At 39.1% G+C, this 15,227-nt stretch carries 11 protein-coding genes; 4 read left to right on the plus strand and 7 right to left on the minus strand.

The genetic code is table 11. From position 1 onward, the window contains the following. Positions 1–426: 426 nt before the first annotated feature. The 6 genes from QWZ07_RS03660 to QWZ07_RS03685 all read right to left on the minus strand — a co-directional run bounded on the left by QWZ07_RS03660 (position 427) and on the right by QWZ07_RS03685 (position 6,901). A complete protein-coding gene (locus tag QWZ07_RS03660) occupies positions 427–1,179 on the minus strand; it encodes a LysM peptidoglycan-binding domain-containing protein (protein ID WP_192852756.1) in 753 nt (250 codons plus the stop codon). Further along, positions 1,176–2,303, minus strand: coding sequence for a hypothetical protein (locus QWZ07_RS03665; protein ID WP_192852755.1), 1,128 nt, complete (start codon positions 2,301–2,303; stop codon positions 1,176–1,178). The genes QWZ07_RS03660 and QWZ07_RS03665 overlap by 4 nt, the downstream gene beginning before the upstream one ends. Beyond that, positions 2,260–2,964 carry a hypothetical protein gene (locus tag QWZ07_RS03670; protein WP_225998405.1) on the minus strand — a complete coding sequence of 235 codons (705 nt, stop codon included), beginning with the start codon at positions 2,962–2,964 and terminating at the stop codon, positions 2,260–2,262. Before QWZ07_RS03670 ends, QWZ07_RS03665 begins: the two co-directional genes overlap by 44 nt. Positions 2,965–2,977: 13 nt before the next feature. After that, on the minus strand, positions 2,978–5,779 hold the full coding sequence (locus QWZ07_RS03675) for a CS1-pili formation C-terminal domain-containing protein (protein ID WP_192852753.1): 2,802 nt from the start codon (positions 5,777–5,779) through the stop codon (positions 2,978–2,980). Beyond that, positions 5,779–6,306 (minus strand): hypothetical protein, encoded by a 528-nt coding sequence (locus QWZ07_RS03680; protein WP_225998404.1) that lies wholly within the window; start codon positions 6,304–6,306, stop codon positions 5,779–5,781. The genes QWZ07_RS03675 and QWZ07_RS03680 overlap by 1 nt, the downstream gene beginning before the upstream one ends. Positions 6,307–6,370: 64 nt before the next feature. Continuing rightward, positions 6,371–6,901, minus strand: a complete 531-nt coding sequence (locus tag QWZ07_RS03685; RefSeq protein WP_192852751.1) for a hypothetical protein — start codon at positions 6,899–6,901, stop codon at positions 6,371–6,373. 823 nt (positions 6,902–7,724) lie between these two features. Here QWZ07_RS03685 and QWZ07_RS03690 point away from each other — a divergent pair. From QWZ07_RS03690 to pyrC, 4 genes are all read left to right on the plus strand, one after another. Continuing rightward, positions 7,725–9,701, plus strand: a complete 1,977-nt coding sequence (locus QWZ07_RS03690; RefSeq protein WP_261891540.1) for an adhesion domain-containing protein — start codon at positions 7,725–7,727, stop codon at positions 9,699–9,701. Positions 9,702–10,411: 710 nt separating this feature from the next. Continuing rightward, positions 10,412–12,358: an adhesion domain-containing protein gene (locus QWZ07_RS03695; protein WP_225998490.1), complete on the plus strand. Its 1,947-nt coding sequence runs from the start codon at positions 10,412–10,414 to the stop codon at positions 12,356–12,358. A 358-nt stretch (positions 12,359–12,716) separates the two neighbouring features. Next, positions 12,717–12,875: a YqaE/Pmp3 family membrane protein gene (locus tag QWZ07_RS03700; RefSeq protein ID WP_017059962.1), complete on the plus strand. Its 159-nt coding sequence runs from the start codon at positions 12,717–12,719 to the stop codon at positions 12,873–12,875. Between the two features lie 192 nt (positions 12,876–13,067). Further along, complete coding sequence (gene pyrC, locus QWZ07_RS03705; RefSeq protein WP_009845762.1) at positions 13,068–14,096, plus strand: dihydroorotase; 1,029 nt, start codon at positions 13,068–13,070, stop codon at positions 14,094–14,096. Between the two features lie 115 nt (positions 14,097–14,211). On the opposite strand, the gene QWZ07_RS03710 is transcribed toward pyrC, so the two are convergent. Further along, complete coding sequence (locus QWZ07_RS03710; RefSeq protein ID WP_192853520.1) at positions 14,212–15,117, minus strand: DUF808 domain-containing protein; 906 nt, start codon at positions 15,115–15,117, stop codon at positions 14,212–14,214. Positions 15,118–15,227 lie beyond the last annotated feature (110 nt).

Here is a 15,227-nt window from a genome sequence, read left to right on the forward strand (position 1 = left end):
CAATGATTTTTTCAGCATGGTTCCATCCATAACCATCATAATAGCAACATAAATATGACCAAATACATTCATAAAAATTATACACATGTGTGACGTTAGCCATTTGATGGTAGTTAAACCTTAGGGAGAGACCGGAGAGTAAAGAGCTAATACATATCTTGCAGAACTTCATAATAGTTCAATGATTTTCATATTAAGAAAATTTAAGTCTATCTATCTTCGTAATCTTTAATACCCTAACCTAAGATCTGGTATGTAAACAATGATTCTTGGCAACACTTGATTATTCACATCAACGTAAGCTATGCAAGATCATAGATGAAGAGTTAGACAGATTTAATCGAGTGCAAAAAAAAGCATCACCATACCTTATAAAAAATAGGTCTAGTAATACTTTTAATATTTATCAAGTTATCGGTAAGAAGTTTATTCTAATACTTGACCAGGGATGATCAAATCAGGGTTTTCAATGTCATTGTTTTGAATAATATCTTCTAAGTCAAAGCCATAGTCTCTACGTAATTGGTATAACCAATCCCCCTCTTTTACAACATAAGGTAAGCTTACTTTGTCTTCTACCTTTTCTTTTAGTTTTGTTTTTTTGTCAACATCTGTATCTACCCGACATTCATTTGTGTCAGGTTGTATTTGACATGCCCTACTTGAGTTAGTATTTAAAGAGTAAGGTCTGGTTTCAATGTCACCTGACGAGTTCCTTTCACTGCTATCAAAGAAGAAGTATGAAAAACCGACAACCACTTCTCTTTGATTCTGTCCGAAATCGTCATTCAAAACTTGGTTTAAAGCAACATTCATTCCAATGTTACTATTAATAGCGTACTCGGCAAGATATTCTATTGTTGGATATTTATCTTCTACTCCGAATCCTACCTTTAAATCAAGTTTTTCTCCATCATGTATACTATAAAGTAAACCTAAATCAGGTATGTACTCCGAATTATCCAATAACTTGTAATGCTTGATACCTAATTCCAATTGAAGTCGTTTATATTGGTAGAGAAAATAAATAGATTGAGAGTTCTCAAACATATCTCCATCAAAATTATACCCATAGTTTGCCCCTACCCCAAAAATATGAGCAGTTGGCTTCTCTGCAACCGCTGCACCGCTGGTTAGGAGTAGAAACATAAAACAAATATTATTAATTAGTCGGTTCACAGGTTCACCTCATAAACAACATTAAACGATCCTTGGTAATTACCTGAACTGAGTGCATTTCCATCGACATCAAAACTAACGTCGTATGCTACATCAACTTTGTTACTTCCTTCCCCATTCACTGTAATCACTTCTGAATCAGGGAAAGATGTCGTATTAAGTATGCCGTCTTGAACTATCACCTTGTTAGGGCTCTCACAACCGACAGCACAAGTAATTGTGTAGGGTATCTTTTCTAGCGAGTTATCAATATTTGTAAGCTCATAGTCATCTGACGTAGGGCTAAACGTCATAATGACGCCTGTAGGTAATGTCCCCAACAAGCTAACATCATACCTCGTTGTACCAGAGATCCTTTTTGTTGCAGTATCATACTGGGGTTCAATATTCCCATCTCCAAGTACCGTTAATGATTCAAGGATCGCAGCTTGATAATCAATCGTGATAATTAACGTCTCCGGTACTCTGGTATAAGTCATCGTACCGGTTTGGCTTGTAAAAAAGTAAGTGGGTGAAAGGTTAATTGATGCCGTATAAGTTCCAGAACCAACAGGGGCTGCGAATACATCATTACTGATATTAGGCAAAGCGAAAACAGGTCGATAGAACTTAAACGGTTCGACTCGGCTTGATGCTACATAACCCATTCGTGACACGCACAAAGTCGATTCTTGTCCCACCTTTGCACTCGACCCACTTATATTTGTAGCTGCACACTCATTGGCAACTCCCATTCCCACATTTGACCCGTAGTCTTTTGATGTGAAATAACTAGCCGAGCTACCCAAATTGTACTCAACGCCTAACAACTCCAGGCTGGTGGTAAAACTTTCACCTGTAGAATGATTAACAAAGCTAACGTTATTAACGGGTTGGTTATCCATCGTTGCGGGATACCACTCTGCCGTTGGTTGCTCTTGCGCTATCGTCCATGCAGATGGAGATATAGCTTCACTACCGAAATAACTATTTGGCGCTGCATTGTTCCAAACCACAGAGTTGTTTGCTGTAATCGTTCCGTATACATCTGCAGCATGGCTACTATCTAAAGCCGTGAATAATAGCGCTATACTAATTAGGCTATTTCTTTTTAATAGTGATATTTTTGTTATAACTGTAATCATGGTTGGCTACCTTAACGGATAACGAATCGACATTTTGCAGGCCTTCTGATAATTTTATGGTTTTCTTTCGACCAGATAATATTGTATTAGTTTGTTTACATTTGTTACTAACAGAATTCGGTTTACAGTTATCAAACTGTATGTAGAAAAATGTGTTACCATTATTTTCCACATAAACTTCTGAACCGTTATATTTAACTTTGTAGTCAACATCAGCATTTTTTGCAGGTACAATATAATAAGGAGCATAACCATAATTAATACCAATTCTACTTTCTTTTTTATCTCCATCGATAACGCTAGGCATGAAAGTCACTTGATAAACTTTGTCCTTCTCTAAATCATCACAATTAACCTGACATAAATTCTTTACTGATACACGACGTCTTTCCCCCGGATTTAATATCAGTTTATTTGGTAATAGCGCAAGATCCCATAAAGGTAAATTATCTTTTGTTAGCTCTACCTTTTCTAACTCTCCGTTTTCCACCTTTACTTGGCTAACGCTACCCTTTATATATTCAGGTTCAGTTTTTGAACTAGTCAGAGTAAAAACTCCATTACCATCTTCTCCAGCTATCAGAAGCATTTTATCTATGCTGAATGCATGACTAAAAGAGCTCATCATTAATAGTATCGAAGTTAATATTACACGTTGCATAATTTTCTCTATGTTAGTTATAAGCATATGGTGTCATCTCCATATGAACTGCATAATTAATTAGTTCATCGACATACAGTTTGTTTGCCGTAGTTAGTTGCTCTGGAGACTTAGCAAAAATATATAAATAGTCTCCAAGTTTTTTATTTATAATGTCAACACCTGAGTCGTTAAGCTTGTTCTGATAGTTCAATACAATACTACTATCCTTGTATTGTCCCAAGTAGTAGTAATAAACGCCATCCACTAGAGCTATCTGATAACCTTCACTATTTTCTTCGAATGATGGCATACAGAAGTTATTACCTAAGTTCAAATTATTAACCGATGATAGCTCCGGTATTACACATTGATTTTCCTTAGATATAATTTTGTAAGGTTGTTTATCTTTCACTTTAAATTGATACACACCTTCAACCAGTTTATCAGTAGAAACACAACCTCCACCGATACATTCAACCCCGTCGACCGGGTTTCCATTTATATCACTAAACGTCGATATAAATGATTTTAACTCTGACAACGACGTGTCCAAACGAATAACGGTCCCAGGATAACTAGTAGCCGACGTATAAGACTCACCATTGTTATAAAAATCAGAAGCTTCCGTATCAAGCTTGAATTCATATTCATGGAATTCTTTTAACGGATATACTGTCAAAGCGTCTCCACTAACATAAGCGTTGCTTTGTTTTCCATTCTGCTCGGAGTTAACTACCGCCAAGAACTTTCCGTCCGAAGATAACTCCCCTGTGTCATTATTTGAAATAAAATACGTAGATGATTTTTCACTCGTAAACTCTATTCCCTGAGATGTTACGATATTACTTGTACCAATATATGCAGAAATACTTGTACTGCTACTTGAATTGACATAAGCATAGGAATTTGAGTCAATATACTTATTCTTATAATTCGCAGATAATGATAAATCGGCACTGCTTTCGTCTTCAGTAGAATCTTGATAATAAAGACCCGCAGAACTTGATACATTTAAATTATTTCTGTTGATTAGACTACTGGTGACTGTATCTCTATGCGATAGCGTAACATCACCACTATCATCTTTTTGTGCTTGTGTACTATGTGTATATGTATTTTTCTGACCTATTGGAATGATTATGGAGGCCATAACACCATAATTTATATCGCTCGATTCACTTGCTGATAACTCTAAGTTCACCTTTGAGTCCAGTGGTAATGATGATATCTGAACACCACTTCTTGCAGACCAGCTTTCTGATTCGTTGTTATAGCCATTACTAAAATCTTGATATTGGTTTTTTGTTAATATACCCGATATATATGATGATACATTCCTCGTTAAGTACTTGTTGTAGTTTACAGATAATGACATATAGTTCGAGTTACTGAATAAAAGGCGAGACAAACTGATATCACCAGTAATATTATCATTTTCACTATCGAACTTTGTGTAAGATACACTTAGGTTATAAATACCAACATCAAAGTTATAAAAACTAGAGCCATCGTCAAATAACCCTGTTACTGCAGATATCCTGGACACTTCTCCTAAAGATAAATGACCACCAACATAATTATAATTGTCTTCCCCTGTAATAAACGAACCGGCACCCAGTGCGAAAAAATCCGTAACTTGATAGCTCAATTTCCCATTCGTGAACATTGGACTTTCATAATTATCATAAGCAAAGTTGATGGAGTTCTGGTCAAAATCGTCCTCTAGTCCCGTATTCGTCAGGTCTCTTGATAAATAACCGGCTGTAACATGATAATCTAGTTCTCCGGTTTTAATCGACGAAGAGTCTGTATTGACTATCAACCTATCTTCTGTATAAAACTCTTCACTGCCATCAAATATTCGAATTGTCGCAGTATAAGTCCCTAATGGTAGCTCGTTATAGTCAAAGTATTCTTGCCCTGCATCCACATTACGACTTAATAGAACACGGCCTCTATCATCATTGATTTCTAGTCGACCTGCCCTTGAAATGTTTAAATATACTCGTCTAGAAGTAGAAGATGATTTTTTTACTAGCTCTCTCGTCGATCCTATCGACAACATATAACCAGAAGTCTTACTACTATTTTCTAAAAACTGTGTACTATTCCAAGGACGTTCCTGGTATTTATACCCGACAGAAAAACGAGCGTTACCAGCAACATAGTTATATGATGAGTCATCTGAACTGAACCCATTGACATCACTAAAGTTTAGATCATTATGCAAATAGCCATACTTACCAAAACCTGCGTAGTTTTCATGTTGATAAGCATAAGTAGATGTATAATCAGCGTTGTCACTGTAAGAACCAGATAAATTTAGACCATGTGACATAATGACCGCATTTTGATCGATCTCTTCTTTTACAAATTCTAACTCAGGCTCTTCAATTATCTCTGTTAAGAATTGTGAATTGACATGAAGAATCAATGATTGGCTATCTGGCACATAAACAAAGTCATATAAATCAGGTAGTAGACCACATTCACTTCGATAGCCTTTACAATCAAGGCTCGACTCAACCCCATTTACCAAAGTTGTTGCCATCGCATCGCTAACATCTTTCTCAATGCCAAGTTGATCCGCCAATCCTTGTGCTACAAGTTGTTTTTGTAAAATAGGGATTCTTACTTCATCACCTGAGGCAAAAGCTTCAGAATAAAATGATTTATTGTTATCCGCGGAAAGAATTAGCTGCATTCTTATCAGCTTCTCTTCAAACATGTCTTCAAAGCCTTCGGGAACATTTGCGAAGGATTTTGAACTATATACAATAACTGAAGAGAATATGATTAGTAAATTTAAACCAAACCAAAGTCTAATAAACATTATAGCTGCAGCTCCACATTAAACGTAATACGACCATTACAATCTAATGGCTCATCACTCGGTATGTTTTTATTTGTTACTAATTCAAATTCATTGGTAGAGTTTTCATACCCAGTATTTTTAATATTATTAAATTCAAAATTTGGTATATCTAAAATATCAGAGTAATGCTTTTTATCGATATAGAGATCGACAAAGTCATCATACAGAGTCTCACCGCTATCATTGAAAACACATTTAGAAGTGAACTCTGATATGTTATAACTGTATTCAAAAGAATCCCCAGAGCTTGTTGGTATATTCGTTCTAACATAAGAAAAAAACCGTCCATTTTGAAACGTTTCGTTCTCACGATCATACTTCAATACAATAAACTCATTAGATAGTTCTAGATTGATCGAATAGTCATATAAATTCGCTCTATTTATTTGTGTGCTTACTGGAAATAAATAACTTTCATAGCCAAAGCTATTGAAGCTAAAAATAAGAAGTGTTAATAAAAAGAGATAATTTATATATATATTCATTTTCAATAACCTCAAAAAAATAAGGCACTTAACTTAAGTGCCTAAAGAACAATAATATTTTTTCTTATGGCAAAGTTGCAATCATATCAACGTTAACAATAATTTCTGTACCAGCAATATCATCTGGAGTTGAGTGTGCAATATCGTTAGCAACATACAGTTGAATAGTTTCGCCTGAGGCAAGTTGAGTAGCAGATTGTACCTGTGCTTGATCAAGTTCCATGGTAGATACTTGGTCGCCTACTTTGATACTTGGTAGAATTTCAGCCATAGCTGCAGGAAGCACATTCACTTGTGATACAGTCCAGTTTGCTGAGGTTAAAGCACCAACCGTCGAACCATCGTAGGCATGAGCTTCTAAAACTACTGGTTTAGTCGTTTCGAACGTACCGTCAGCGTTAACCTGCAATGTACCGATGTAAGATGCAGAATCTGTATTACCGCCCGCACCAGTCACTAAGATCTCACCGTTTGCTACAAAGCCTGGAACGAAACCGCTGAATGTTGCAGCACCCGTTGAAGTATCGCCAGTTGCGGCAAAAGCAGGGACAGCAGTAATAGCAGACAGTAAAGTAATGAGTGTTAGTTTTTTCACTTTTTTTTTCCTTCGATATATTTATATGTATTGCGTTAGCCTCTCGCTAACCAGCCAACACATATTATCCAACGAACTAAGTTTGAGGTTAGCAAGTTGAAATAACCGAACAACTTATATGCCTAGTCGATGCATTTTTTATAAATTCATTTATTTAGCAAATGAACGATATAATCTAAACACAAGATTAGCCCTATGCTTAACCTTGTGACTAGCATCAGTTGTTTATATCTATCGAATTTTCTGTCATGCCTAGATATAAATCGAAGTATGATTAGAAATAGTAAGGAAAATGACTATTTAATAATTAACAAAAAGCGAGAACTGTAGATCGTAATTAGGAACGTTGTTATGTACGATTCAAGCATTGAATCATCATGGAATATAATGATCGACGTATTTTTAAGTTAACACTGATAGCTCCGATAAGTGTATTCAAGAAAGTAACGGACTTGGTCCCCCCCTGTTGATCTTACATTGATATGAATAGACTGTCCTTAATACACGAGGACGTATAAAAATCCGATTTTAGTTAAGCTTTTTATTCGACATAGATAATTTTCACTGGAATTTACCAGTAACGCCAATCGCCTTAAGTTTTGACTATCGAACACAATATTCATTCAACCTCATATTATTATTTTTGATTTGGACTATGCCATATGCTCCCTACCCAAAACTGAGCGCTAGGCATATTAACAACCTCCTTATGAGTGCGTGCTAATTTCAAGCCGTTTTGCCTTGTTACTATACGCAACCTAGATATAGAGACGGTAATGTCTAGGTTTTATGCCCATAACATTCACTAATGAGTATTTAATACATGATGAGAATAAACACATATGCACCTTTTCATAAGTTATCCCTGTCAGTAGCAATATCATTAGCTCTGTTTGGGTGTGGTGCATCTAACGACGAAGCAACAACTAACTCCAAACCTGAATCTTCAACGTCAGGAGGGACTCTGTATTATGCTCAGGATATCATCCGTCAAAGCACTCCAACAGATACCTTTTTTGTTGACTTGTCGAATGGCATGGAATCATCTGATGATTCATCGGTTACATTAACGACAGTGACGCCTTTAAATGATAACTATAATTGTGATGTCATATCCCAAAATGCCAATGGCTTCACTATTAGCGCTCAAAATGCAAAAGTGTGTGACTACCGCTATCGAGTTGGCGCTGTAGCATCTGCTGACATCATGGCGAGCTCTCATAGTAACTACGGAGAAACACCTATTAGCGCTACTTCAGCAACATCAGCAACATCAGCAACATCAGGGGATGGTTTTGCTGAAGCAACGGTTCGTGCTGCTGTCGGCGAATCAACGGAGCAGCTTGTACCGATTTCTGGAATGACCTCTTCTTTCACATCAGTACCAATAGATATTACTAAAGAACTAGGCGACGCAGGCTACTCTCTAGACACAAGCACATATACGTTAGCAACATCGGTTACATTGCCCAATGGTGATACGACAAATTCAACTGCGATTGCAAACACATCAACTAATACGATTGATTACACCCCCGGGAATGGTATTCCAAGCGGCGTAGAACGGATCCTCTACACATACAGTGATGGGTCCAATGTGCTGGCTGGCAGTATTGATATCGCAGTCTCTACAGACACAAACAGTGCACCAGTAGCCGAATCTATCAGGAAAACCAGTTTTATAGACCCAGACTCTGGCGATGAGGTGTCTAAAGCCCCTTATGGCAAGGAGTTAAGATTCGATATAGGCGATCTTATAAGTGATCCTGATGGCGACACTCTTCATCTCGTTGACGTGCATAGCTTCGGTTCGACAATTGTGATTCCGAGCGATGCGAACAATGATGGTAATTTGTTCAATGATACAGAGTTTGATTTCACTAGCACCCAACCAGGTGAGACCTCTATATCCTATGTTGTATCTGACGGTAAAGGAGATTATGCGACAGGGGTTATCCAAGGTTACGTCGGTAACCCGTATGAGCCAATAGTCTCAACAAGTATCTATCTACCACCGCTACTGTACGCAGATGCTCAAGATGCTTCGATTTCATCTACACCTCAAGTAGGTAACGGTACTACCGCTTTAAATGGGATCAAAACGGCATCTCATGACTGGGACACCGCCAATTACTTATGTCTAGCAAAAAAAGCTCGATTACCAAGTACTAGCGAGCTTCAAAGACTATATGATGATGGCAATACTAATGGCGATTTGTTTATTAACCATAATTGGCCAGTTGATATTAATTATTGGGCTTCTGACCAAGGAACTGGTGGTTCTAATTATCACCGCTCCGTAAATATGTCTAATAAAGCTATTAATACGAATGATGCCAATTCGAGTATTCGTTATACTGCTTGTATCGATGAAACTCCTCCGGGGTATCCAGTTAAATACCTAGGTTACAACTCTGGGACTAAATACCTTTTTGATGTGCGTATCGACACATCTATTTATTTCCGTTGCGGTGCCGTTGTCGATGCGATGTACCAACCGGGAGGAGCCCGTATCGGGGGTACTGGAGGGTCTGCAGCCTCTGTGGTTGTGAGAGACGTAGGTCAAATAGCAACTAAGTATGGATATTGGAGACATGGTAATGGTTACGACATGACTAATGTAAGAATGTGGGATCGAAGTGGCAAAAAAATACTCGATTGTGGTACTGGCTCATATAACGACGGAAATACTCAATATTCTTCCAGCTATACCTTAGCCCCAAACGAAATATTAACTGGCTTTGAGGCTAGAGGAGACTCTTTCCTCAATGGGTTCGAACTTTGGATACATGTACTTTAATTTGTATCAATACCCTTCACTAAGGAAGCATGGATATTTCACGCTAAGCAAGCGGCTAATATCTTAGCGGAAGGTATGAAAGAACACATAACAACGTCGATTAGCACAATCTAACATATATAGCCCCCCCCTTATCTAAGCAACACTGAGGGTGGTATTTATAGAATGGATATAAATCGATAAACTGGCAAGCATCAAACACCTGATATTAAGATAGTATATTGAGATAGTTATACGGCTGCTTTATATACATTAAAATAGTAATAAAGTAGCACTCTCATACGTTCATAATTTAAACATGGTTATTGCATTTAACCCTCATCGTATATAATTAAAACATGGTCACGACCAGGTTGAACTTACATTAATATGAATAGACTGCCCTTAATAAACGAGGACGTATAAAAACCTGACTTTAGTGAATCTATTTATTCGACATAGATAATTTTTACTGGAATTTATCAGTAACACCAGTCGCCTTAAGTTTTGACTATCGAACACGATATTCATTCAACCTCATATTATTATTTTTGATTTAGACTATGCCATATGCTCCCTACCCAAAACTGAGCGCTAGGCATATTAACAACCTCCATATGAGTGCGTGCTAATTTCAAGCCATTTTGCCTTGTTACTATACGCAACCTAGATATAGAGACGGTAATGTCTAGGTTTTATGCCCATAACATTCACTAATGAGTATTTAATACATGATGAGAATAAACACATATGCACCTTTTCATAAGTTATCCCTATCAGTAGCAATATCATTAGCTCTGTTTGGGTGTGGTGCATCTAACGACGAAGCAACAACTAACTCCAAACCTGAATCTTCAACGTCAGGAGGGACTCTGTATTATGCTCAGGATATCATCCGTCAAAGCACTCCAACAGATACCTTTTTTGTTAACTTGTCGAATGGCATGGAATCATCTGATGATTCATCGGTTACATTAACGACAGTGACGCCTTTAAATGATAACTATAATTGTGATGTCATATCCCAAAATGCCAATGGCTTTACTATTAGCGCTCAAAATGCAAAAGTGTGTGACTACCGCTATCGAGTTGGCGCTGTAGCATCTGCTAACATCATGGCGAGCTCTCATAGTAACTACGGAAAAACACCTATTAGCGCTACTTCAGCAACATCGGGGGATGGTTTTGCTGAAGCAACGGTTCGTGCAGCTGTCGGCGAATCAACGGAGCAGCTTGTACCGATTTCTGGAGTGACCTCTTCTTTCACATCAGTACCAATAGATATTGCTAAAGAACTAGGCGACGCAGGGTACTCTCTAGACACAAGCACATATACGTTAGCAACATCGGTTACATTGCCCAATGGTGATACGACAAATTCAACTGCGATTGCAAACACATCAACTAATACGATTGATTACACCCCCGGGAATGGTATTCCAAGCGGCGTAGAACGGATCCTCTACACATACAGTGATGGGTCCAATGTGCTGGCTGGCAGTATTGATATCGCAGTCTCTACAGACACAAACAGAGCACCAGTAGCCGATTCTATCAGGAAAACCAGTTTTATAGACCCAGACTCTGGCGATGAGGTGCCTAAAGCCCCTTATGGCAAGGAGTTAAGATTCGATATAGGCGATCTTATAAGTGATCCTGATGGCGACACTCTTCATCTCGTTGACGTGCATAGCTTCGGTTCGACAATTGTGATTCCGAACGATGCGAACAATGATGGTAACTCGCTCAATGATACAGAGTTTGATTTCACTAGCACCCAACCAGGTGAAACCTCTATATCCTATGTTGTATCTGACGGTAAAGGGGGGTATGCAACTGGGGTTATCCAAGGTTACGTCGGTAACCCGTATGAACCAATAGTTTCAGTAGATATCTACCTACCACCGCTACTGTACGCAGATACTCAAGATGCTTCGATTTCATCTACACCTCAAGTAGGTAACGGTACTACCGCTTTAAATGGGGTCAAAACGGCATCTCATGACTGGGACACCGCCAATTACTTGTGCCTTGCCAAAGGAGCTCGATTACCAAGTACTAGCGAGCTTCAAAATCTATATGATGATGGCAATACTAATGGCGATTTGTTTATTAACCATAATTGGCCAGTTGATATTAATTATTGGGCTTCTGACCAAGGAACTGGTGGATCTAATTATCACCGCTCCGTAAATATGTCTAATAAAGCTATTAATACGAATGATGCCAAATCGAGTATTCGTTATACTGCTTGTATCGATGAAACACCTCCGGGATACCCTGTACAGTTTTGGGGCTATAATACTGGTAGTGATTATTTATTTGACACTCGTATTAACTCAGAGGTTGTGTTTAAGTGCGGTGGTATCGTCGATTCAATATCTCAAGTTGGAGGAGAGCATATTGGAGGGAGTGGAGGACATACTACATTCGTCATAAGTATGATCGACGTCAGAACAATAAAAACCACCTGGGGAAACACAAATTTTGGTAACACTATAGCTAGAATTGAGATGTGGGATGAAGGTAATACAAAATTAATGCAATGTGGCAACGGTGATATCTCAGGGTACTCTAGCGACTCATATACACTAAATTCTGCTGAAACATTGACTGGATTTAGAGCTTTGGGAGGCTCATACGTTAATGGGATTGAACTCTGGATCGATCATCTTTAAAGTTCCCTCAACGTTAATCTATTGTTCTTTTGACGTCAATCTGCAGTTTTGTAGCTGATTTGACGCAAAGAATTAGAATATACTCTAGGGCGCCATCTACTTGCTAGTCGCCCTTTCCCGTTGACCACATTTCGGCTTAACGTCCCCTTTATCTATAGCCATTTCCCCCAGAACTAACAAATGGTTATAAATAGATAAACTGGCAGGCATTAAACACTTGATACTAAGCTAATATCTTGAGATGTTTAAGCGACTGTCTTCTATACATAAAGACAGCAATGCATTAACACTCTCCAGACGTTCTATAATATGAGCACGGTTACCGCATTGAACTTTCATTGAATAAAAAGGATTTATCATGAACAAACTCGTCATTATCATCTTATGTGTACTGCTTCCACCTGTTGGTGTGTTCTTCGCTCGCGGCGCCGGGAAAGATTTGGTGATTAATATCATTCTTACTTTCTTCTTCTGGGTTCCAGGAATGATCCATGGTCTGTGGGTAGCCACCCGCTAACCCTTATTTACAAATAGATACCGAATAAAATATCCATAAAAACAAGCTCCTAGCCCTGAAGAGTTAAAAATAGGATGAAATGAAAGTGCTTTTCCACTATCATCCTGTCGCCTAAACGTAAGCGATTGCTTTCACAGATTTCGCTGAGTTTAGGCTCCAACTACATAACACTTCAAATGGTGGGAGCCTTCAATGACACAACTTACGATTACTCGTCCTGACGACTGGCACGTTCATCTACGCGATGGCGAAGTATTAAAAGATACAGTCCGCGATATCAGCCGCTACAATGGTCGAGCGTTAATCATGCCAAACACCATCCCACCGGTAACCGATACCGAAATGGCTCTTGCTTACCGTGAACGCATCATGGCAGAGCAGCCAAGTGAACAGTTCCAGCCTCTAATGGCACTTTACCTAACAGACAACACAACACCTGACGAAATTCGCAAAGCGAAAGAATCTGGCGCTGTTGTAGCGGCGAAGCTATACCCTGCTGGCGCGACGACAAACTCGGATTCAGGCGTAACTTCAGCTCAAAAGATTTACCACGTGTTAGAAGCGATGCAAGAAGTGGGTATGTTGCTGCTTGTACACGGTGAAGTAACGGCTCACGATGTTGATATCTTTGACCGTGAAAAAGAGTTCCTAGACACAGTTCTAGCACCGATTGTTAACGATTTCCCTAACCTGAAGATCGTTCTAGAACACATCACGACGGCAGATGCAGCGACTTTCGTTAAGAACGCTAACGAGAACGTAGCGGCAACCATCACAGCTCACCACTTGCTTTATAACCGCAACCACATGTTGGTTGGCGGCATTAAGCCACATTTCTACTGCCTACCTATCCTTAAGCGCAACACACACCAGTTAGCACTTATCGAAGCGGCAACAAGCGGTAGCAAGAAGTTCTTCTTGGGTACAGACTCTGCGCCACACGCAAAAGGTGCTAAAGAGTCAGCATGTGGTTGTGCAGGTTCTTACACAGCGCACGCTGCGGTTGAACTGTACGCTGAAGTATTCGATTTAGAAGGCAAGATTGAGAACCTAGAAGCGTTCGCGAGCCACAATGGCCCAGACTTTTACGGCATGCCACGTAATGCAGACACCATCACTCTTGTTAAAGAAGAGTGGAATGTTGCTGAAACGATGCCTTTCGGTTCAGACATTGTTGTGCCAATCCGTGGCGGCGAGACGATTGCTTGGTCTGTAAAATAAGCGCTTGGGCTGTTAAGTAAACGCCTTCCATTTAACGAAAAGGGTCACCATAATAATTATGGTGACCCTTTTTTTTTCGATGAAAGACTGTCTTATTATAAAAAATAATTAACGATTACTTACCGCGTATTTTTCCAATCGCAGTCCAAACAGCAACGACAATCAATCCAGCTAAAACCCCAATCACACCATTTAATAGCGTCGGTACCACCGCTGTCGCGATCGTATGTCCACTAAAATCCATAATAATAGGTTCAATTAAATGATGAATCGCGGGAACGTTGTGCACCACAATACCGCCACCAACCAAGAACATCGCAGCTGTACCGACCACAGCAAGCATCTTCATCAGCTTTGGTGTAAAGGCGACTAACCCATTACCCAATCTAGTTTTAATGGTACTCCCATTCGATGTGCGCTGGAGATAGAAACCTAAATCATCCAACTTTACGATCCCTGCCACTAAGCCATAAACACCAATCGTCATCACAACGGCTATCAAACTCACGACAAGAATCTGAGTAAGGATACTTGTACCCGTTACGGTACCTAACGCAATCACAATGATTTCCGCAGATAATATGAAGTCGGTACGAATCGCGCCTGAGACCTTTCTCTTCTCATATTCCTCTATGGATTCGCCAGTACTCGTATCCTCTTCCTTCTCGCCATCTTGATGAGCATGAGGAAAGAGCTTCTCTAAGATTTTCTCCGCCCCTTCAAAACAAAGAAACAGACCACCAATCACGAGAAGTGGCATGATCAACCAAGGGATGAACGCACTGATCAATAATGCCGCCGGAACCAAAATCAGCTTATTTTTAAATGAGCCTTTTGCGACCGCCCATACCACTGGGATTTCTCTTTCAGCAGAAACACCGGATACCTGCTGAGCATTAAGGGCTAAATCGTCACCCAATACGCCTGCGGTTTTTTTAGCTGCCACCTTAGACATCAGTGCGACATCATCCAACACGGTTGCAATGTCATCTAGCAGTGTTAATAAACTTGCTCCAGCCATTTTATTGTCTCTTTATAAAGGATTGAACCATCGATGAAATGTAACATCATCAATTCACTCATCAAAGTTATGAGTCTGTAAAAAATAAAGTCACAAGTTGTGTTTTCTAT

It is taken from the genome of Vibrio lentus, from assembly GCF_030409755.1.
GTDB classification, from domain to species: Bacteria; Pseudomonadota; Gammaproteobacteria; order Enterobacterales; family Vibrionaceae; genus Vibrio; species Vibrio lentus.